The 19,249-nt window shown below is 61.8% G+C and carries 25 protein-coding genes and 1 tRNA gene; 12 read left to right on the forward strand and 14 right to left on the reverse strand.

The window, feature by feature from the left end; translation table 11 throughout:
- The 7 genes from RA29_RS13910 to RA29_RS13940 all read right to left on the reverse strand — a co-directional run bounded on the left by RA29_RS13910 (position 1) and on the right by RA29_RS13940 (position 6,138).
- Positions 1 to 1,305 (reverse strand): branched-chain amino acid ABC transporter permease, encoded by a 1,305-nt coding sequence (locus RA29_RS13910; protein WP_039686882.1) that lies wholly within the window; start codon positions 1,303 to 1,305, stop codon positions 1 to 3.
- Positions 1,302 to 2,312 (reverse strand): branched-chain amino acid ABC transporter permease, encoded by a 1,011-nt coding sequence (locus RA29_RS13915; RefSeq protein WP_039686884.1) that lies wholly within the window; start codon positions 2,310 to 2,312, stop codon positions 1,302 to 1,304. The genes RA29_RS13910 and RA29_RS13915 overlap by 4 nt, the downstream gene beginning before the upstream one ends.
- Positions 2,312 to 2,746, reverse strand: coding sequence for a hypothetical protein (locus tag RA29_RS13920; protein WP_039686886.1), 435 nt, complete (start codon positions 2,744 to 2,746; stop codon positions 2,312 to 2,314). Before RA29_RS13920 ends, RA29_RS13915 begins: the two co-directional genes overlap by 1 nt.
- Positions 2,747 to 2,748: 2 nt before the next feature.
- Positions 2,749 to 3,462 (reverse strand): ABC transporter ATP-binding protein, encoded by a 714-nt coding sequence (locus tag RA29_RS13925; protein ID WP_039686888.1) that lies wholly within the window; start codon positions 3,460 to 3,462, stop codon positions 2,749 to 2,751.
- 1 nt (position 3,463) lies between these two features.
- On the reverse strand, positions 3,464 to 4,018 hold the full coding sequence (locus tag RA29_RS13930) for a hypothetical protein (protein WP_039686889.1): 555 nt from the start codon (positions 4,016 to 4,018) through the stop codon (positions 3,464 to 3,466).
- Positions 4,019 to 4,077: 59 nt separating this feature from the next.
- Positions 4,078 to 4,860, reverse strand: coding sequence for an ABC transporter ATP-binding protein (locus RA29_RS13935; RefSeq protein ID WP_039686891.1), 783 nt, complete (start codon positions 4,858 to 4,860; stop codon positions 4,078 to 4,080).
- A gap of 90 nt (positions 4,861 to 4,950) precedes the next feature.
- A complete protein-coding gene (locus RA29_RS13940; RefSeq protein WP_039686893.1) occupies positions 4,951 to 6,138 on the reverse strand; it encodes an ABC transporter substrate-binding protein in 1,188 nt (395 codons plus the stop codon).
- Between the two features lie 170 nt (positions 6,139 to 6,308).
- On the opposite strand from RA29_RS13940, the gene RA29_RS13945 reads away from it, so the two are divergent.
- Together RA29_RS13945 and RA29_RS13950 are read left to right on the forward strand one after the other, a co-directional pair.
- On the forward strand, positions 6,309 to 7,397 hold the full coding sequence (locus tag RA29_RS13945; protein ID WP_039686895.1) for a PQQ-dependent sugar dehydrogenase: 1,089 nt from the start codon (positions 6,309 to 6,311) through the stop codon (positions 7,395 to 7,397).
- Positions 7,398 to 7,437: 40 nt separating this feature from the next.
- On the forward strand, positions 7,438 to 7,743 hold the full coding sequence (locus tag RA29_RS13950; protein ID WP_241462612.1) for a VOC family protein: 306 nt from the start codon (positions 7,438 to 7,440) through the stop codon (positions 7,741 to 7,743).
- Between the two features lie 64 nt (positions 7,744 to 7,807).
- On the opposite strand, the gene RA29_RS13955 is transcribed toward RA29_RS13950, so the two are convergent.
- From RA29_RS13955 to RA29_RS13980, 6 genes are all read right to left on the reverse strand, one after another.
- A complete protein-coding gene (locus RA29_RS13955; RefSeq protein ID WP_039686897.1) occupies positions 7,808 to 7,999 on the reverse strand; it encodes a hypothetical protein in 192 nt (63 codons plus the stop codon).
- Positions 8,000 to 8,002: 3 nt separating this feature from the next.
- Positions 8,003 to 8,305, reverse strand: a complete 303-nt coding sequence (locus RA29_RS13960) for a hypothetical protein (RefSeq protein WP_039686899.1) — start codon at positions 8,303 to 8,305, stop codon at positions 8,003 to 8,005.
- Positions 8,302 to 9,024, reverse strand: a complete 723-nt coding sequence (gene ubiG, locus RA29_RS13965) for a bifunctional 2-polyprenyl-6-hydroxyphenol methylase/3-demethylubiquinol 3-O-methyltransferase UbiG (protein ID WP_039686901.1) — start codon at positions 9,022 to 9,024, stop codon at positions 8,302 to 8,304. The genes RA29_RS13960 and ubiG overlap by 4 nt, the downstream gene beginning before the upstream one ends.
- Positions 8,987 to 9,832 carry a hypothetical protein gene (locus RA29_RS13970; RefSeq protein WP_039687804.1) on the reverse strand — a complete coding sequence of 282 codons (846 nt, stop codon included), beginning with the start codon at positions 9,830 to 9,832 and terminating at the stop codon, positions 8,987 to 8,989. The genes ubiG and RA29_RS13970 overlap by 38 nt, the downstream gene beginning before the upstream one ends.
- Before the next feature lie 72 nt (positions 9,833 to 9,904).
- A complete protein-coding gene (locus RA29_RS22455) occupies positions 9,905 to 10,345 on the reverse strand; it encodes an ion channel (protein ID WP_039687805.1) in 441 nt (146 codons plus the stop codon).
- A 113-nt stretch (positions 10,346 to 10,458) separates the two neighbouring features.
- Positions 10,459 to 10,548, reverse strand: a tRNA-Ser gene (locus tag RA29_RS13980).
- A 171-nt stretch (positions 10,549 to 10,719) separates the two neighbouring features.
- Here RA29_RS13980 and RA29_RS13985 point away from each other — a divergent pair.
- Entirely contained in the window at positions 10,720 to 11,547 is an 828-nt protein-coding gene (locus RA29_RS13985; protein ID WP_039687806.1) for a DUF2059 domain-containing protein, read from the forward strand.
- Positions 11,548 to 12,318 carry a DUF2059 domain-containing protein gene (locus tag RA29_RS13990; RefSeq protein ID WP_082029541.1) on the forward strand — a complete coding sequence of 257 codons (771 nt, stop codon included), beginning with the start codon at positions 11,548 to 11,550 and terminating at the stop codon, positions 12,316 to 12,318.
- Positions 12,319 to 12,343: 25 nt separating this feature from the next.
- On the opposite strand, the gene RA29_RS21985 is transcribed toward RA29_RS13990, so the two are convergent.
- Positions 12,344 to 13,357 (reverse strand): Hint domain-containing protein, encoded by a 1,014-nt coding sequence (locus RA29_RS21985; RefSeq protein WP_052249661.1) that lies wholly within the window; start codon positions 13,355 to 13,357, stop codon positions 12,344 to 12,346.
- A gap of 312 nt (positions 13,358 to 13,669) precedes the next feature.
- Here RA29_RS21985 and RA29_RS14000 point away from each other — a divergent pair, with 312 nt between their 5' ends.
- The 8 genes from RA29_RS14000 (at position 13,670) to proB (ending at position 19,192) form a co-directional block, all read left to right on the forward strand.
- Complete coding sequence (locus tag RA29_RS14000) at positions 13,670 to 14,347, forward strand: 50S ribosomal protein L21 (RefSeq protein WP_039686905.1); 678 nt, start codon at positions 13,670 to 13,672, stop codon at positions 14,345 to 14,347.
- A 12-nt stretch (positions 14,348 to 14,359) separates the two neighbouring features.
- Positions 14,360 to 14,629, forward strand: coding sequence for a 50S ribosomal protein L27 (gene rpmA, locus RA29_RS14005; protein ID WP_039686907.1), 270 nt, complete (start codon positions 14,360 to 14,362; stop codon positions 14,627 to 14,629).
- A gap of 99 nt (positions 14,630 to 14,728) precedes the next feature.
- The gene (locus tag RA29_RS14010; RefSeq protein ID WP_052249662.1) at positions 14,729 to 15,232 is read left to right on the forward strand and encodes a GNAT family N-acetyltransferase; all 504 of its coding nucleotides are present in this window, start codon (positions 14,729 to 14,731) and stop codon (positions 15,230 to 15,232) included.
- Entirely contained in the window at positions 15,229 to 15,780 is a 552-nt protein-coding gene (locus RA29_RS14015; RefSeq protein ID WP_039687809.1) for a GNAT family protein, read from the forward strand. The genes RA29_RS14010 and RA29_RS14015 overlap by 4 nt, the downstream gene beginning before the upstream one ends.
- Complete coding sequence (locus RA29_RS14020; RefSeq protein ID WP_039686909.1) at positions 15,777 to 16,379, forward strand: LysE family translocator; 603 nt, start codon at positions 15,777 to 15,779, stop codon at positions 16,377 to 16,379. The genes RA29_RS14015 and RA29_RS14020 overlap by 4 nt, the downstream gene beginning before the upstream one ends.
- Positions 16,380 to 16,381: 2 nt before the next feature.
- Positions 16,382 to 16,918 (forward strand): GNAT family N-acetyltransferase, encoded by a 537-nt coding sequence (locus tag RA29_RS14025; RefSeq protein WP_039687810.1) that lies wholly within the window; start codon positions 16,382 to 16,384, stop codon positions 16,916 to 16,918.
- A gap of 145 nt (positions 16,919 to 17,063) precedes the next feature.
- Complete coding sequence (obgE, locus tag RA29_RS14030; protein ID WP_039686911.1) at positions 17,064 to 18,098, forward strand: GTPase ObgE; 1,035 nt, start codon at positions 17,064 to 17,066, stop codon at positions 18,096 to 18,098.
- Entirely contained in the window at positions 18,086 to 19,192 is a 1,107-nt protein-coding gene (gene proB, locus RA29_RS14035; RefSeq protein ID WP_039686913.1) for a glutamate 5-kinase, read from the forward strand. Before obgE ends, proB begins: the two co-directional genes overlap by 13 nt.
- Positions 19,193 to 19,249 lie beyond the last annotated feature (57 nt).

Genomic DNA, 19,249 nt, shown 5'->3' on the forward strand with positions numbered 1-19,249 from the left:
CTATTTCTCCGGTATCAACCCTCGGGGGCTGAAACGTAGCACCAGAAGCAGGACAATCCCCATGGTCAAAAGTCGCATGTGGGCCGCACTGTCGAGCAGGTGTTCGCGCAGCCAGAAGCCGTCGGCCATGCCGGAGGTGACGACCTGCATCAGCCATAGGCCAATGGGCTCTACCATGACCCAGAGCCACCAGATCAGGAACCCACCGAGTACCGCGCCGAGATTGTTGCCCGACCCACCCACGATGACCATGACCCAGACAAGGAAGGTGAAGCGCAGGGGCTGGTAGGTGCCGGGCGTGAGCTGGCCGTCGAGCGTAGTCATCATCGCCCCTGCGATGCCGCAGATGGCGGAGCCGAGGACGAAGATTTGGAGGTGGCGGGCTGTGACGTCCTTGCCCATGGCTTCGGCGGCCACCTCGTTGTCGCGGATGGCGCGCATCATGCGGCCCCAGGGCGAGTGCAGGGCGCGTTGGGCGAGGATGAAGAGGATCAGGAGGACCACGGTGAAGAGGCCCGCGTAGATCGCCTTGACCCAGAGGGTGGAGGCGGTGACCGGGTCGATGCCGAGGCTGGTGGCGCGTTCCACGAAGGTGTCACTGTTTTGCAGGTCAATCTCGTAGGGCGCGGGGCGCGGCAGGCCGACCACGTTTTTGACGCCGCGGGCGAGCCAGTCCTCGTTTTTGAGGATGGCGATGATGATTTCCGCGATGCCGAGCGTGGCGATAGCGAGGTAGTCGGAGCGCAGGCCGAGGGCCGTTTTGCCGATGATCCACGCGGCCCCTGCGGCGAGCAGGCCGCCCACGGGCCAGGCCAGCAGCACCGGCAGGCCGAGGCCGCCGAGATAGCCTGTCGTGGCCGGGTTTATCGCCTCGACCGCTTGGACACCGCCGTCAAAGACGGCGCGGTAGATGAAGAAGCCGACGATGAGGATGGCGAGCAGGCCGAGGGTGCGCATGCGCCCTTTGGGCAGGGCGTTGTAGGCGAGGATTGCGCCGACGATGGTGGCAGCACCCAGGACAAGGGCGGTGATGACGCGCAGGCCGCCTGCGGCCCAGGCTTCACCCACCGGGGGCATGGCGACAAGGACGGTGGCGAGGCCGCCGAGCGCCACGAAGCCCATGATGCCGACGTTGAACAGGCCCGCAAACCCCCATTGCAGGTTCACCCCCAGCGCCATGATGGCCGAGATGAGCCCGAAGTTCAGGATCGTGATGGCGAGGTTCCAGGACGTCATGATCCCGGTGCCGATCAGCAGCGCGGCGATGCAGCCGAAATAGAAGAGGTTGCGTGTGGTGTCGGTCATACCGCTTTCCCCGCAAAGAGGCCGGTGGGCTTGAACAGAAGCACGATCAGCAGGATCACGAAGCTGACGGCGAATTTGTAGTCGGTCGACAGAAGCTGGGCGAGGCCATCGGGCGCGAGGCTGTCGGGCAGGGCGTAGCCTGCGACCTTCTTCCAGGCGTAGGTGATCATCACTTCGGAGAAGGCGATGGTGAAGCCGCCCGCAATGGCCCCCAGCGGGTTGCCGAGGCCGCCCACGATGGCGGAGGCGAAGATGGGCAGCAGAAGCTGGAAATAGACGAAGGGTTTGAAAGATTTGTCGAGGCCGTAGAGGACCCCTGCGACCGTTGCGAGCGCCGCGACGATCAGCCATGTGACCATGACCACCCGTTCGGGGTTGATGCCCGACAGGAGCGCGAGGTCTTCGTTGTCCGAGTAGGCCCGCATGGACTTGCCCGTGCGCGTGCGGTTCAGGAAGTAGAACAGGAGTGCGACCACGATGATGGCGGTGACGACCGTTATCCCTTGGGTCGTCTTGATCGCCAACCCTTCGTCGAGGCCGGTGAGCGCTTTGAACTGGCGGACCGAGATGATGAAGCGTTCTCCGTCGGAGAAGCGTTGGTCATCGGGGCCGATGATGAAGCGGACGAGGCCGTTCATGATGAACATGACGCCAAGCGAGACCATGACGAAGATGATCGGTTTGGCCTTTTGCCCGCGGTAGAAGCGATAGACGCCGCGGTCGGTGGCGAGGACGAGCAGGGCGCAGACGCCGATGCCGAAGGGCAGGGCGAGCAGCGCCGTGGGCAGGGGACCGGCGGAGATGCCCAGCCCTTGGAAGGCCCAGGTGATGAGGATGGTCGCCATGGTGCCAAACGCCATCGTGTCGCCGTGTGCGAAGTTGGAGAACCTGAGGATGCCGTAGATGAGCGTGACCCCGAGTGCGCCGAGAGCAAGTTGGGAGCCGTAGGCGATGGCGGGGATCAGGACGAAGTTCGACAGGGTGATGAAGGCGTTGAGGAGATCCATTAGAATAGTCCTTCGCACGCGCCGGAGAACACTCGACGCTGATCTATCGTTTCGGCGTAATCAACGTAACGACGCGTTCTGACCGGCATCAGGGTGGCAGTGACGGTCGAGCTTTGGTCTTTGCGTGCAATGCCCACGGTGAGATTGCCATCGGACGCCCAGATCACGTCATTGGTGTTTACGATGGTCCAAGTTGTGTCGGTTAATCGGACTTCGTCCTTGGCTTCGCCAGCTTTGATCCAAGAGGCTTCCAGTTCTTCACCGTTCACCCATATTTTGCTGGCACTATCTGTCCTCCAAGCCAGCGTCATTTCACCAGCCTCACAGGGCTGGTCGTCGGAACAGATCCGCTGCAATATGCAAGTTCCCTCAGCAAACGCCGGGGCTGTAAAGAGCGAAAGCGGCAGAAGCGGTATTGCTTTATGCAAACCCATCCTCATCCCCCCAAAAAGCTTTTGCGCACTTCAGGATCGGCCAGCAATTCCTTGCCCGTTCCCGTATACGCATTCCGGCCTTGCACCAGCACATAACCTTTGTCTGCAATCTCAAGCGCTTGGCGGGCGTTCTGTTCGACCATCAGGATCGGGATGCCGGTGCGGGCGACCTCGATGATACGGTCAAAGAGCTCGTCCATGACGATGGGGCTGACCCCGGCGGTGGGCTCGTCCAGCATCAGCACCTTGGGCTGGGTCATCAGCGCGCGGCCCACGGCGACCTGTTGGCGCTGACCGCCTGATAGCTCGCCCGCAGGCTGGCGCCGCTTTTCCTTGAGGATCGGGAACAGGTCATAGACCTGCGCCATCGTGTCCGAGAAATCGTCGCGCCGGATGAACGCACCCATTTCGAGGTTTTCCTCGACCGTCATGGAGGTGAAGATGTTCGACGTCTGTGGCACAAACCCCATGCCCTTGCCGACACGGTCCTGCGGGGTGAGGGCGGTGATATCCTCGCCATCCAGCCGCACCGATCCTTGGCGTACGTCGAGCATGCCGAACACAGCCTTCATCGCGGTGGATTTGCCCGCACCATTGGGGCCAACGATCACTGCAATCTCGCCCGGCTCGACGGCCACAGTGCAATCGTGCAGGATGTCGGGCCCGGCGCCATAGCCGCCCGTCATCGTGTCGCCGATCAGGAAGGGATCGCTCATGTCAGTTGAATTCCAGGTTAGCCAGTGATGTTTCGTGCACCGCCTCAAGCTCGCCAAAGGTCATGTTTTCCTTGGCCCGGCGCCCCTGCAATTCGGTAAAGACCATCATCAGGGCCTCAGGCCTCTGGACGACCTCGACCACATAGATGGCAAAGGTGCCGCCATTGCCGTTCAGCCCCTCGAAATAGGCGCGTTCGGCAGTTTGGCCTGCAAGGGTCGAGGGGCCGACGCGCACCTCCTCGATCGACGCTGCCCCGGCGCCGCCGATGTCCATGAATTGTCGCAGCATCATGCGCATGGCGTCGTCGGGGCTTTTGATCTCGCGGTCATAGGGCATCACGACCACGTTCGAGACCACGAGGTTTCCGTCGATGCGGAAGCGGTATCCGCCAATGAGATCGGGAAAGGCGTATGTGGCGGACCAGCTTTGCCATTGCTCGATCTCTGAGCAGTAGGTGACGTTGGGCATGATCGGATCACAGGTGTCTGCCGCTAGCGGGGTCGCCAAGGCTATCCCAAGAACCGCAGCGCTTGCCAAACTTGCCGTGCGTTTCATCTTCCCTGTTTTAGAAAAATCCCGGGGGTGTGGGGGCTGGCCCCCACGGACATGTGCCGTCATGCGCCCACCTTGTCCTTGTTCTTGAGGCCGGTGCCCAGATACGCCTCGATCACCTGTTCGTTCGCCTTTATCTCGTCCAGCGTGCCCTCGGCCAGCACCTTGCCCTCGGCCATGCAGATGACGGGGTCGCAGATCTTGCCGATGAAATCCATGTCGTGTTCGATCACGACAAAGGTGTAGTTGCGTTCCTTGTTCAGCCGCAGGATAGCGTCGCCGATGGTGTTGAGAAGCGTGCGGTTCACGCCTGCGCCGACCTCGTCCAGAAACACGATCTTGGCGTCGACCATCATGGTGCGGCCCAGTTCCAGCAGTTTCTTCTGACCGCCCGACACCTGGCCCGCCTTGTGGTCGGACAGGTGTTCGATGGTCAGGAATTCGAGCACCTCGTCGGCTTTCGCGGCCAGCGCGCGTTCCTCGTCTGCGATGCGTTTGCGTCCGAACCACGTGTTCCACAGCGTCTCGCCCGTTTGGTCGCCGGGCACCATCATCAGGTTCTCGCGGCAGGACATGGACGAAAACTCATGCGCGATCTGGAAGGTGCGCAGGAGCCCCTTGTGGAAGAGGGTGTGCGGCGGCAGGCCGGTGATGTCCTCGCCATCCATGGTCACGCGACCGGAGGTTGGTTGAAGAACGCCCGCGATCACGTTGAAAAGGGTGGTTTTTCCAGCGCCGTTCGGGCCGATGAGGCCGGTGATGGAGCCCGGTTCGATGGACAGCGACGCGCCGTCCACGGCGTGAAAGCCCCCGAAATGCTTGTGGATGTCGTCAACGACGATCATGTGCTTCCCCGTGCTGTCTTGGGACAGTCTTGGCAAATTGAAACAGCCCGAGGATTGCGCCACGGGCTGTCTGGTCAAGTCAAATGGCGTTTAGCGGAACTTGGCCGTGGTGATTTCACCGCCTTCGATGACGATCTGGCGGTAGTTGCCCGCAGATTCACCGCCGCCGATCAGTTCGACAGCCGTTGCGCCCACATAGTCGATGTCGCCACCGTCCTTGAGGATTTGCAGCGCCTTGGCTAGCTCACCGGGGAAGATCTGTTCGCCGGGCGCGTTGGCCACGTCCATCACATGCTCTTTGAAGACATTGCTGTCTTTGGAGCCTGCGGCTTCCATCGCCAGCATGATCAGGGCTGCGGCGTCGTAGCTTTCGGGTGTGAAGGGCGATGTGGCGTCGAATGCGTCGCCGACCATTTCGGCAAACATCGCAGCGCCTTCGCTGTCCGTGCCGGGGTGCTGACCGGTGGAGCCTTCGATCTCGTCCCCGAAGTTTTCGGCCAGTTGTGCGCCGATCATGCCGTCGGGGAAGTGAAACGTGTCGAATGCGCCGGAATCGAGGGCCGCGCGTACGATGCCGGAGCCGCCCTGGTCCACGTAACCGGCAACCACCAGACGCTCACCGCCTGCAGCCGCAAGTGCACCAACCTCGGCGGAGTAGTCCGCCTTGCCGTCTTCGTGTGCTGCGCTGATCGTCACTGTGCCCCCTGCGGCCTCGAATGCCGCCTGGAAGCTGTCGGCGAGACCCTTGCCGTAGTCGTTGTTGGTGTAGGTGACCGCGACTTCCTTGATCCCTTCTTCCATCAGCACTTCGGTCATCACGACGCCCTGGCGTGCGTCAGAGGGGGCTGTGCGGAAGAACAGGCCGTTGTCTTCGTTGTCGTTGTGCGACAGGCCGGGCGAGGTGGCCGAGGGCGAGATCATCACGACGCCATTGGCCACGGCCACGTTGTTCAGGATCGCGCCGGTCACACCGGAGCAGTCGGCGCCCATGATCGCGTTCACCTGATCGGACGTCACCAGACGCTCGGCTGCGGCTGTGGCTGCACCGGCGTCTACGCAAGTAGAATCCGCGCGCACCGACGACACAGAGGCGCCGTCCAGAAGCAGGCCACTGTCGGTCACTTCCTTCATCGCCAGTTCCGCGCCATCCGCCATGGACGGTGTCAGCGATTCAATGGGGCCGGTGAAGCCCAGAATGACGCCGATCTTGACGTCGTCCGCAAAGGCCGTTCCCGCCATCAGCGCCGTTGCAGCCGTAGCCGTAAGCAGTTTTTTCATGTATTTACTCCCTGTGGATCTGCTGTCCTGCAGCGGAGCCTATGCGCGGCTTTCGAAAAAGAAAAGACGAATAGTCTGCCCGCACCTGCGGGCCTGGACCCACGAGAATGTGGGTGGCATAGGCCGTTGTCGTGCCTACGTATCGTGCAACCCATCAAGGAGGATGCCCGATGTACCGTTTCGCCGCCCTGAGCCTTGCCCTTTTGCCTGCGACAGCGCTTGCGCTGGACACCGAACAGGGGGCCGTGACCGTGACCCCTGTTGTGACCGGCCTAGATGCGCCGTGGGGTGTGGCCGAGCTGCCCGATGGGTCGTTTCTGGTGACCGAGCGGGATGGGGCGCTTGTGCTTTCCAGGGGCGGAGAAAACCGGGAGGTGTCTGGTGTGCCAGACGTTGTGGCGGAGGGGCAGGGCGGTCTGTTGGACATCACCCTGGCCCGCGATTTTGACACCACCCGCACGCTGTTTCTGACCTATTCCAAGCCGCAGCGGGGGGGATCGGGCACTGCGCTGGCCGCAGCGGAGCTGAGCGCGGACGGCACGCAGCTTGAGAACCTGCGGGACCTTTTTGAAAGCGCGCCGGTTGGGCGTACCGGCCGCCACTATGGCAGCCGGGTGATTGAGGCCCCGGATGGCACGCTTTTTGTGACGACGGGCGACCGGGGTGATCGTCCTTCGGCGCAGGACCGCAGCAACCACAACGGGGCGGTGATCCGGGTGACCCGCGATGGCAACGTGCCCGCCGACAACCCGTTTCTGGGGCAGGAGGGTGTGCAGCCGCACATCTGGTCCTATGGCCATCGCAACCCGCAGGGCGCGGGCCTTGATGCGAGCGGTCAGTTGTGGACCGCCGAACATGGTGCGCGCGGCGGGGATGAGGTGAACAAGGTGCAGCGCGGGGCGAACTTTGGTTGGCCGGTGATTTCCTATGGCGTGCATTACTCCGGGCGCAGCATCGGGGAAGGCACCGCGCAGGAGGGGATGGAGCAGCCTGCCTTTTACTGGGATCCGTCCATGGCGCCGTCGGGCCTGATGATCTACCAGGGCGACATGTTCCCGGAATGGCGCGGGGACATGTTCGTGGGCTCGCTCAAGTTCAGCTATATCTCGCGGCTGGAGATGGACGGCGACACGGTGCGCGAGGTCGAACAGATCGAAGGGGACGAGACGCTGCGCGTGCGCGACATTGTCGAGGCCCCCGACGGCAGCATCCTGTTCATTTCGGTGGGCAATGGCACGGTCTACCGGATGACGCGGTAAAAAGGGCGCGTTAGGGTGCGGGCTGGAAGAGGAGACACCCATGACCATTGCCCGACTGGACCATGTAAATCTGCGGACAACCCGGCTGGCCGAAATGAGCCAGTGGTATGATGAGGTCCTTGGCCTCAGGGCCGGGGATCGGCCCAATTTCGCGATGGACGGTGCGTGGCTTTATGCCGGTGATGTGGCGGCCGTGCATCTGGTCGCGGTTGAGGCGGAAGACGCGGTTGGGTCGGAAGCGGCGTTGAAGCTGGAGCATTTTGCCTTTCGCGGGCAGGGGGATGCGGAGGCGTTCCAACGCAGGTTGCAAGAGCGCGGTGTGTCGTTCCGCCGATCGAGGCGATGAACCTTGTGGCCTTCAACATCTGGGACCCGGATGGCAACCACATCCACGTGGATTTTATCGCCGACTAGGTGTCGTCTTCGTCATCCCGCGCCATGCACGTCAGCTCGTGGGTCAGCTGTTTTGCATAACGGCGTTGCCTGCGCCGTGCCTTGGCCGCCGTGGCACGCCAGCCTTCGCGCTTGTCGGTGACGATTTCGTCGAGATCATCGGCCACTTCAACGCGCCGGGCGTCTTTCGGTGAGGTGCGTTTGGGCATCGCTCAGGCCCTGTCCCGCAGCTTGCCGCGCCATGCGAGCGACTGGCGGTTCAGCGCGTGCAGATCGGCGCGGCCTGAGATGATGTCGTTGCAAAGAGCCACGGCGGCTTGGGCCTTGGCCGGGGTCAGGTGCTTGTAGGCCGGGCGGTCGATATGGTCGTACCAGACCCCGCCACAGATGTTGTCCAGCACGATGCGTTGAAAGCAGTGGTCGTTGCGCACGGGCCACGTCCGTCCCTGATCTGCCGCCATCTGCGGCAGAACCTCGCGTGTGAGTGTGAGGTAGCGGTTGACCGGATCCTTCATGTGGCCGGGCCGTGCGGGAGGGTGGCGATGCCCATGTAGATGATCGCCTTGCTGGGCAGCGGGCCAAAGGTGAAGTCGAACTGCCGGTTGATGCCCCGCGGGCCCAAGCCGGTCTGCGGTCCGATGTCGAATCCGGCCTGCCGCAGCGCCGCCGTCAACTCCGCCGGTTTGATGAACATGTCCGGGTCGTGCGTGCCCTTGGGCAACAGGCCAATGATATCTTCGGCGATTGTGATGGTCGCCAGCTTTGCCAGCGGATTGCGGTTGATCGTGTCAAAGAGAAACATGCCGCCGGGGCGCAGGACGCGGGCCACTTCAGACAGCACCTGCGCAAGATCGGCCACATGTTCTAGCACATCGACGCAAACCACCGCATCGAAGCTGGCATCGGGATAGGGCAAATCCTCGCCCACGCCGACATCATAACGGATGGTCTTGCCCAGCGCCTTGGCATGGATGCGCGCGGCCTCGACCGCTTGCGCTGCTGGGTCGATCCCGGTGACCTGCGCGCCGCGATCTGCGATGGCCTCTGCCATGAAGCCACCCGCGCAACCCAGGTCCAGCACGTCCTTGCCGGACCAGTCGAAATGGCGGTCAAACCAGCCAAGCCGTCCGGGCACCATGTTTTTCAGCGTGCGCACCCATTTGACATCATCGGACCACCAATGGCCCGCGACGTCGTCATAGATCTGAAGGTTGTTGCGTTTTGACTGTGTCATCGGATCGGGTCCATGGGAGGGGAAGGGCGTAGGGCACGCGCGCCTTGTAGGCGGCAAAGCGGTCGCCGTAGCGGGCGGCAAAGCGGCGTTCCTTGAGGATCGGGGCGAGCAGGCAATAGGCCGTCAGTGTCAGGGCGACGGCCAGTTGATCGGGTGTCCAGACCGGGACGGTCCATGTGGTCAGTGCGAAGGAGACGTAGATGGGTTGGCGGATCAGGCGGAACAGCCCGCCCGTGGGCATGTCAGGGAATTCCGGTGTCTTGTTCTGTGCCAGAGACATCCAGCCCAGCGCGCCCGACTGCACCTCGGCCCCTGCGTCATAGCTGGCCTTGATCAGCAGGGCCCAGCTTGCGGCGTAGCCGGCGCATAGAGCGGTGAAGGCAGCGCCGTCGGCCCGCCACCAGATCGTACCCGTGGGCGTCCAGAGGGCAAAGAGCGCCAGAAGCTGGATCGAGGCGATGATGGCATAGCTGGTGGTGGCCAGCGTGCCGCCATGGGGTTTCGGCGCAATATGTGCCAGCTTGCGCCCGCCGCGCTGGGTGAGAAGCAGCGAGTGCACCAGCGGGAATTGTAGGAGAAGCAGCGCGTTGGCGATATAGGACCAAGGCGCAGGAAGGGTGCCGAGGCTGACGCTCATGCCGAAGAACATCGCGACGATCATGGCGATGACGGCGGCGGCGAAAATCGTGTGGCACACGATCCCGTATGCCCATGCCACGGCGATACGCCTGCGTCCAGGGGGTGGGCGCAATGTGCCTATGGCGAGGCTCCAAAGGCGTCTGAAAGGGGATGGCGCGTCGTTTTGCATGACGGCCCAACTAGCCACAGCGCGCCGGGTTTCCATTCGTTCCGTCAAAAGGTCGCGGATATGGCGCGCGCTTCAGTGGTCGGGGCCGTGGATTTTCGGGAATAGGGCGCTGATCGCTGTCATCAGGAATGCCGTGCTGATGCCGAAGGTCAGAAACCCGGTCACGGCCGCGAATGTGGCAAAGATGCGGGTGCCGGGATCAAGGACGATGTCGCCATAGCCGACGGTCGTGTAGGTCGCCATCGCGAAATAGAACGCCTCTGCAAACCCGTCGAAGGCGTCGACGAACAGAAAGGCAAACGCCCATGACCAGACCTGAATCGTGTGCGCGAATAGGATCACGATGACGCCGAAGCTGAGCAGCATCAGGACACTGACCGCCGTGCGCGCGCCGTCAAGCGCCGAGGCGACCCGGATAATCACAGGAATGGCACCCGTGACGATACCGACGTGAACGATGGCGCATATGACCAGAAACAGGCTTCCAAACGCGATCTCTGCGGCGGTTGTCATGCCAAGGGCTCCTTTGGGTGGCTTGCGGGCATGCGACCCGTTTTGGTGCGCAAAGGCAAGGGCACCGTATGTGCCGTTTGGGCCATTCGTGCTGAGGGAATTGCGGTGGATAGTGGCGGAGAGACAGGGATTCGAACCCTGGGTGGGCTTGCACCCACAACGGTTTTCGAGACCGCCCCGTTCGACCACTCCGGCACCTCTCCGCGGGGGTCTGGTGCGCCCAATTAGAGGGAAGCGTGCGCGCGTGCAAGGCAGTTTTTGCGCAAAGCAGCGCACACGGGGATTTTGAGGGAATTTGATGGACGCGCTGTGAAAAACGCATAACTTTGTCCGCAATAAGCAAAACCGAGCAGAACCTGAAAGTGAGGACCACCATGCAAGCACTCAGAGCAGGATGCGCCGCCCTTGTGCTGAGCCTGGCCATGCCCGTGATGGCCTGGGCCGCCGACCGCGCCAAGTTGCAGGATTTTCTAGAAGTCACGGGATTTGACGTGGCGTTGGAGAGCATTCGTTTGTCTGCCGAATCCGCGCCCCAGATGCTGGGCTTGCAGGCCGAGGATTTCGGAACCGAATGGACGCGCCTGACCACGGATGTGTTCAAGACCGAAACGATGCACAATCTGGCCCTCGATATTCTGGAAAAGACGCTGGATGACGACATGCTAACCCATGCGGCAGATTTCTATGCCACGGATCTGGGGCAGAGGTTGGTTGTGGCCGAGAATGCCAGTCATATGAAAGAGGATGACACCCTCAAGCACGAAAGTGGCGAGGCTATCGTGGCCGGGCTTGAGCGGTTGGAGAGCCCGCGCCTTGAGTATCTCAAGCGCATGAATGAGGCGTCGGATACGGCTGGCGTGAGCGTGCGTGCGATCCAGGAGATCCAGGTGCGCTTTCTCATGGCCGCTGCCGGGGCTGGTGTGATCGAACTGCAGTTGGATGAGCCTGACCTGCGCGAGTTGCTGGCCAGCGACGAGGATGTGCTGAAGGAAGAGCTTGCGGCCAGCGCCCTGTCCGGTGCGGCTTATACTTACCAATCCTTCTCGGACCAGGAGGTGCTGGACTATGCCAAGGCGCTGGAAGATCCGAAGATGCGCAATGTCTACGACCTGATGAACGCCGTGCAGTATGAGATCATGGCGAACCGGTTCGAGGCGCTGGCGCGGGCCATGCAGTCGCTGCAGCCGAGTCAGGAGCTGTAGATGCGCCTTGCGACCCTGTCCCTATGCCTGAGCGTGATGGCGCAATCGGTTTGGGCGGACGTCGACCGTCTGATTGACGCCATGGGCATTCCGCCGCTGATCGATGCTTTTGTCACCGAGGGTCGCGATGCAGGGCAATCCATTAACGAGGCATTTCTGAACGGGCAGGGTGGTGCCGTCTGGGCCGAGACGGTCCAGCGCATCTATGACCCGCAGCGGATGGAGAGCGAGTTGCGGTCCGTGATGGCCGAAGAGCTGGATGCCGCCACGGCAGAGCAGGCGCTGTTGTTCTTTGAAAGCGAACTGGGCGCGCGGATCATCACGCTGGAGGTTCAGGCGCGCCAGGCCTTTATGGACGAACAGGTGGAGGCGGCAGCCAAGGCGGCCCCATCGACGTCGGGCGAGGCGGTCACCGCGTATCTGAGTGCGCGTGGCCTGATCGACCGGAATGCGGATGTGGCGGTGGCGGCGCAGGCCGCGTTTCTCGATGGGCTGGCCGAGGCGTCAGGGCAGGCAGGCGACGTGCCGGATATGGACGGGCTGCGTGCGCGCATCTTGGTCGACACCGAAAGCTGGCTGCGCGGCTACAACGCGCTGGTCCAGTCCGCGCTGAGTGCCGATGACATCGCGATCTATACGTCCTTCTGGGAAACGGAGGTGGGCAACGCCGTCGATGACGCGCTGTTTTTGGCCTTTGGTCAAAGCTATACCACGCTGTCTTTCGCGCTGGGGCAGGCGGCAGGTCGTTTGGTGCCGCAGAACGAGCTATGATCCATTCCCGCCTCAGGCTGGTACTTCAGATATAGGTAGCAAGCACACGCCCCTCGTGCGAGGTGGCGACGGGATAGGCCATGTCGGCGTTCCAGCCCGTATCTGGCGCAAGTTCCGGAAACAGTGCCAGAAGTTCCCGCGCCTGATCCGTATCCAATGTGCGTTGTGCGTATTCGCCCAGATAGAAGCTTTCTGACGCGCATCCGTTTGCCCAAATGACCTGATGGGCGTCAAACATGATGTGGACATAGGTGACAAAGCCGCGCGGCGTCGTGCGGATTGTTTGGCCGTTCACGAGATGCTTGGCCGCCACCAGAAGGCTTGGTTCTCCGGTCATGAGTTCGGTGGCCGGGTCGTCTATCAGAATTCTGTGGTTGGGCGAGACGGTCAGATCCCGGCGCGCGCCAAGCGTGCCTGCCGCAATTGTCACCGGCGCGCGCGCGCCGATACCCGGCACCGTCCGGCTGCCGACCCAGCGTATGGGCTGTGGTCCGAAATCCATCGTCGTCACAAGATCGCCCGGCTTCAGATCTTCGACAAAGGACGTGCCGCCCGGCACCCTGATGCGTGTTCCCGCAGTGAAGCAAACGAATTCGGAATACGGCCGCGGGTTTCGGCCGATATTGTCCTCTTGGGTGAAGATGTATTGCTGACCCGGCACCATGGGCTGGTTGGAAATGAACGCCGTCGTCGTGTTGTTGCCGTTGTTGTTCTGACCGATCGTGATGGAGAACCCTTCGAACCCGTTGTCGTCTGTCAGCACGTAATTGATCGTGACGAGTGAGCCCGCTGGGTACGTCACCCCGTCAATGGTCACATCGTTTGCGAGAACCTGATTAGTGTCTGTCGGCGCCTCGTTAAAGTCGGCATCGTCGTCATCAATCACGATCTGGATTGGCTGAGCTGCCGGATCGAGGCGAATGTTGAACGGCGCGGAGCCTGCGGCACGCGCGCCTTGTTCATTTGGGGGCGTGATATTGCCCCCCGTGGTGTCAAAATCATTCAGCTGGTACACCCATCGCAGCGTGTAAAGGGGCATGTGGCCGCCAACTCCTGTGATTACCCAATCGTTAAGGTACAGTATTTCAACCCCTGATAGAAGTTCCGCCGACCTGAAGAGCACTTGGGCGGCGATGCGCTGCCGATAAGTTCATCGGCGGGGTTTTTCGCAGGCGCGCGCGACAGGCTATTGACTTGCTGCGTGAATGCTTCAATAAGCGCGCACTCCGGTCATCTTTATGTGGCCGGGGTTTTATGGATATCGTCCGAAGGGGCGCGCTGTCTGAGGCGGCAACAGCCAAAACACCCGGGTTCGGGGGCCACAAGACGCGGTAGCAAAAGGAAGAACGCAATGTTCGCGGTTATGAAAACCGGCGGCAAGCAGTACAAGGTTCAATCGGGCGACACGCTCCGCGTTGAAAAGCTGGCCGCAAATGCAGGTGACAAGGTTCAATTCAACGAAGTTCTGATGGTCGGTGGTGACAGCCCCGTCGTTGGTTCGCCCGTTGTTGCAGGCGCAGGCGTGCAGGCCGAAGTCATCGAACAGATCAAGGGCCCCAAGACGATCAACTTCGTCAAACGTCGTCGCAAGCACTCGTCGAAGCGCACCAAGGGTCACCGTCAGCAACTGACGCTGGTCAAGATCACCGACATCCTTGCCTCGGGCGCGGACAAGTCGGGCGTGATGGCGGCCGAGAATGGCGCAGGTTTTGGCGTTGCCGCAGCACCTGTTGCCGCAAAGCCCGCCAAGAAAGCCGAGGCACCGAAAGCCGAAGCTAAGGCAGAGCCAAAGAAAGAAGCCAAGAAAGCCGCCCCCAAAGCGGACGCAGCTGGCGACGATCTGAAGCAACTGTCCGGTGTGGGCCCCGCGCTTGAGAAGAAACTGCACGACGCTGGTGTGACCACGTTCGCGCAGATTGCAGCATGGACCGAAGAGGACGTTGCTGCTATGGACGAGAAACTGTCGTTCAAAGGCCGGATCGAGCGCGAAGGCTGGATCGACCAGGCCAAAGAACTGGCCAAAGGCTAAGGAGAGAGACGCATGGCACATAAAAAAGCAGGCGGTTCATCCCGTAACGGTCGCGACTCCGCGGGCCGCCGTCTTGGCGTGAAACTCTATGGTGGCCAGGCGGCCATCCCCGGCAACATCATTGTCCGTCAGCGCGGCACGAAGTTCTGGCCGGGCCAGGGTGTTGGCATGGGCAAGGACCACACGATCTTTGCGACCGAAGAAGGTTCGGTCACATTCCACAAGGGTCTGAAAGGTCGTACATTTATTTCGGTGCTTCCGGTCGCGGAGGCTGCTGAATAAGCCGAACCACACAGGGTTTTTCGAAATTCAGGGGATCGGCGGAAACGCCGGTCCCTTTTTCGTTTCCGCCCGCGCCCCGCAAGCAGCGAGGACAGTCACATGAAAGAGATAATCACAACCGATCGCCTGACCCTGCGCCGCCCCGAGATGGCCGATGCGGCAGCGATTGCGTCGCTTGTGGGGGATCTGGATGTGTCGCGCTGGTTGACCCGGGCCCCGCATCCTTACGGGCTGTCGGATGCGTATGAGTTTATCTCTGCCGTGCAGAACGGGAATGGAAACACATTCGTTGTGTGCGTTGGCAGGCAAGTGGTCGGGTGTATCGGCACGGAGGGGCAGCTTGGCTATTGGCTGGGCAAGAACCACTGGGGCCGCGGCTATGCGTCCGAGGCCTGCCGCGCGATGGTCGCGCGCCATTTCAGCCGCAGCACCGAGGATTTGATCAGCGGTCACTTCACGGAAAACCGGCCGTCGCGGCACGTGTTGGAAAAGCTCGGCTTTGTCAGGACCTCGCAGGAACAGGCGCGGTGCCCGGCGACGGGTGACTGTCATGTTCTGCAGAAGATGGTTCTGACCCACTCCGCATGGGAGGCACAGATATGAACACGATGTCCAAACCCGTCTTGCATGGCCCGCGCGTGACGTTGCGCGATGCGGTGCCGAGTGACGTGGACGCCCGTTTTGCCCTTGGGAACACGCCGGACATCGTCAAGATGTTCGGAGGCGATCCCGGTCAGGTGCGCGATATCACCCGCGACGCGGCAGAGGCTTGGGTGAAGACCGTTGCCGATGACAGCCATGCCTGGATCATCGAGGCCGGTGGCGTGATGCTCGGCTCGCTCCGGCTTCACCCGATCAACTTTGCGGACAAGCGTGCGTTAATCGGTATCGGTATTCTGGATCAGAACGCTTTGGGTCACGGCTATGGCACCGAAGCCATGCAGGTGCTGGCGGCCCATGCCTTTGACACGATGGGCCTGCACCGGCTTGGCTGCCGGGTGCTGACATTTAACGAACGCGCGATTGCCGCCTACAAGAAGGTTGGCTTCGTGGTCGAGGGGCAGGAACGGGAATCGGCCTTTATCGACGCGGAATGGCATGATGATCTGATCATGGGCCTGCTTGATCGCGATCTGGCGCGGTTGACATGAGCGTCGCGGCCACATCCTTTGCCGTGTTCGCGGCCAGCCAGGTCGGCACGCCGGGGCCTGCCAACATGGCGCTTTTGGCAACCGGTGCGCGCTATGGGTTCACTGCGGCGCTGCCATTCGTTGCGGGCGTTGCGCTTGGCAAGCAGTTCATCATCTGGCCCGTGGGCTTTGGTCTGATGGAGCTGGCAGAGCAGGCGCCTTGGGTATTCGAGACGCTCAAATGGATCTCTGCGGCCTATATCATCTGGCTGGCGTGGAAGGTGTCGCAACTGCGGCTTGGCCCGTCCGATCACGCACCCAAGGCGCCGGGCTTTCTGGCGGGGTTGATCGTGCACCCGCTGAACCCCAAGGCGTGGGCGATGATCGTTGCGGGCTTTACGGGCTTTGTCGCCCCGGGCACCGATCCCGTTATCGCAACCGCAACCATTGGCGGGATACTGCTGGCCACACAGATGGTTTTGCATCCGCTTTGGACACTTGCCGGTGATCGCATTGCGCGCACCCTCGCAGGGACGCCGGCGGAACCTTATCTGATGTATAGCCTTGCGGCGCTGACCGTCGCATCGGTCCTGTTTGTTTTGTTCGGAGGAGGGACATGACGATGGAAATGGAGAAAATCGTGACCCAGGATGTGATCGAGACCGAGCGCTTTGTGCTGCGGCCCTTGCGCAAATCCGACATGGGCCTGATCGACATGTATGCCAGCGACAAGCGCGTGGCATACATGACGGCATCTATTCCACATCCCATGCCACCCGGATCGACCGAGGCGTTTGTCGCGCGCGCAATGACCGATGAACGCGACGAAGACGTATGGGCGATGGATGGTCACAAGGCTGGCGGGACAGAGGTGATGGGCCTGATCTCCCTCACACGCATGGACCGCAACCAGTCCGAAGTGGGCTATTGGGTTGCGCCGCCGTTCTGGAACACGGGGCTCGCGTCCGACGCCGTGCAGGCACTGGTCGAGGCAAACCCGATGGGCAACGACACCATGTTCGCGAGTGTCTTTCAGGACAACCCGGCCTCGGCCCGCGTGCTGACCCATTGCGGGTTCGAATATCTGGGCGATGCAGAAAGCTTCTCGGTCGCGCGGGACGCCACGGTGCCAACCTGGACGTACAGCCGCAAGCTTTAGTCGCTCTTCAACTTCCCTGTTTGAAAAAAATCCCGGGGGTCGCCATTGTGCGCCATTGGTTCAAGCACAATGGCGACGGGCTTTTCCCCCGGTTCCGCGGCCGATCCCCGTTCCAATCCACTCCAATCTGGACTAAGCCCACCCCATGAAGTTTCTTGATCTGGCCAAGGTCTACATCCGCTCGGGTGCAGGCGGGAACGGGTGCATCTCGTTTCGGCGCGAAAAATACATCGAATACGGTGGTCCCGACGGCGGTGACGGCGGCACGGGCGGCTCGGTTATTGCCGAGGCGGTCGACGGCCTGAACACGCTGATCGATTTTCGCTACCAGCAACACTTCTTTGCCAAGAACGGCCAGCCCGGTATGGGGCGGCAGCGCACGGGCAAGGATGGCGATGACATTGTCCTGCGTGTCCCGGCGGGGACAGAGATATTGGACGAGGATCAAGAGACAGTCATTGCTGACCTCGTGGACGTGGGCGACACGGTCGAACTCGCCCGTGGCGGCAATGGCGGCTGGGGCAACCTGCACTTCAAATCCGCCACCAACCAGGCGCCACGCCGCGCCAATCCGGGGCAGGACGGGGTAGAGCGCACCCTATGGTTGCGCCTGAAGCTGATTGCCGATGTGGGCCTGCTGGGCTTGCCCAATGCGGGCAAGTCCACCTTTCTTGCCACCACGTCCAATGCGCGGCCCAAGATTGCGGACTATCCCTTTACCACGCTGCACCCGAACCTTGGCGTTGTGGGCGTGGACAACACCGAATTCGTGGTCGCCGACATTCCCGGCCTGATTGAAGGCGCCAGCGAGGGACGCGGCCTGGGTGATCTGTTCCTGGGCCATGTGGAACGCTGCGCCGTGTTGCTGCATCTGATCGACGGCACATCGGAAACGGTTGCCGAAGACTACGCGACCATCATCGGTGAGCTTGAAGCCTATGGCGGTGATCTGGCCGACAAGCCGCGTATCACCGTCCTGAACAAGATCGACGCGCTGGACGAGGACCAAAGGGACGAGGCACGCGCCGCTTTGGAGGCGGCATCAGGCGGCCCGGTTATGCTGATGTCCAGTGTCGCACGCGAAGGCGTGACGGATGTTCTGCGCGCCTTGCGCGGTCAGATTGACGATGACCGTTTGCGTCACAAACCCCAGGAAGAGGCGGAACCATGGCGTCCTTGACCACGGCCAAGCGGCTTGTGGTCAAGATCGGGTCGGCCCTGCTGGTCGACCGGACCACGGGTGCGTTGCGCACGGATTGGCTGGCCGCCCTTGCACGCGATGTGGCGTGGCTCAAAGGGCAGGGGGTGCAGGTAGTGCTCGTATCTTCGGGCTCCATCGCACTAGGGCGCGGTGTTTTGCGATTGCCGTTGACCGATCTGGCATTGGAACAATCGCAGGCCGCCGCAGCTGTCGGGCAGATCCGTCTCGCGCGCGCCTATGAAGAGGCGCTGGCCCCCCACGACATCACGACAGCACAAGTGCTGATGACGCTGGAGGACAGCCGCGACCGGCGACGTTACCTGAACTCACGCGCGACGCTGGAACAGCTGGTGGGTCTGGGCGTGGTGCCCATCGTCAATGAGAATGACACCATTGCCACCGATGAAATCCGCTTTGGCGACAATGACCGGCTGGCCGCGCAGATCGCCGCAACGATTGGGGCTGACACGCTCGTGTTGCTGTCGGATGTGGATGGTTTTTATTCTGCGAACCCCGCCGTGGACCCCGGTGCGCAACGCTACACAACAATCGACCGGATCACACCGGAGATTGAGGCACAAGCGGGCGATGCGGGATCTGGATTGTCCAAGGGCGGGATGAAGACAAAGCTGATGGCCGCGAAAACGGCGACCGCAGCCGGGTGCCGGATGGCCATCTGTCATGGCGCGGCGCTTCGGCCGCTGACAGCTTTGGAAAACGGGGCAAACGCGACGTGGTTCACGGCGACGCTGGATCCGCAAGCTGCCCGTAAGCGCTGGATCGCAGCCATGAAACCGTTAGGTTCTGTAACGCTCGACGCAGGAGCGGCACAGGCTTTGTTCAATGGAAACAGCCTTTTGCCTGCTGGTGTTCACGCCGTTAGCGGTGCATTTGGGCGGGGCGACCCGGTCTCGATCTCCGGACCTGATGGACGGCAATTGGGTTTGGGTCTGAGCCGCTACACCGCGGATGAGGCACAAAAGATCAAGGGCCACAAAAGCGCGGAGATCGAAGCGCTGTTGGGCTACCCGGGCCGCGCTGCGCTGATCCACAGGGATGATATGGCGCTGTGATCTTCTTCTGACTATAAATACCACCGCCGGAGGCATGGAAATCCTTCGGTGTACCGC

It is taken from the genome of Tateyamaria sp. ANG-S1 (assembly GCF_000814025.1).
GTDB lineage: Bacteria > Pseudomonadota > Alphaproteobacteria > Rhodobacterales > Rhodobacteraceae > Tateyamaria.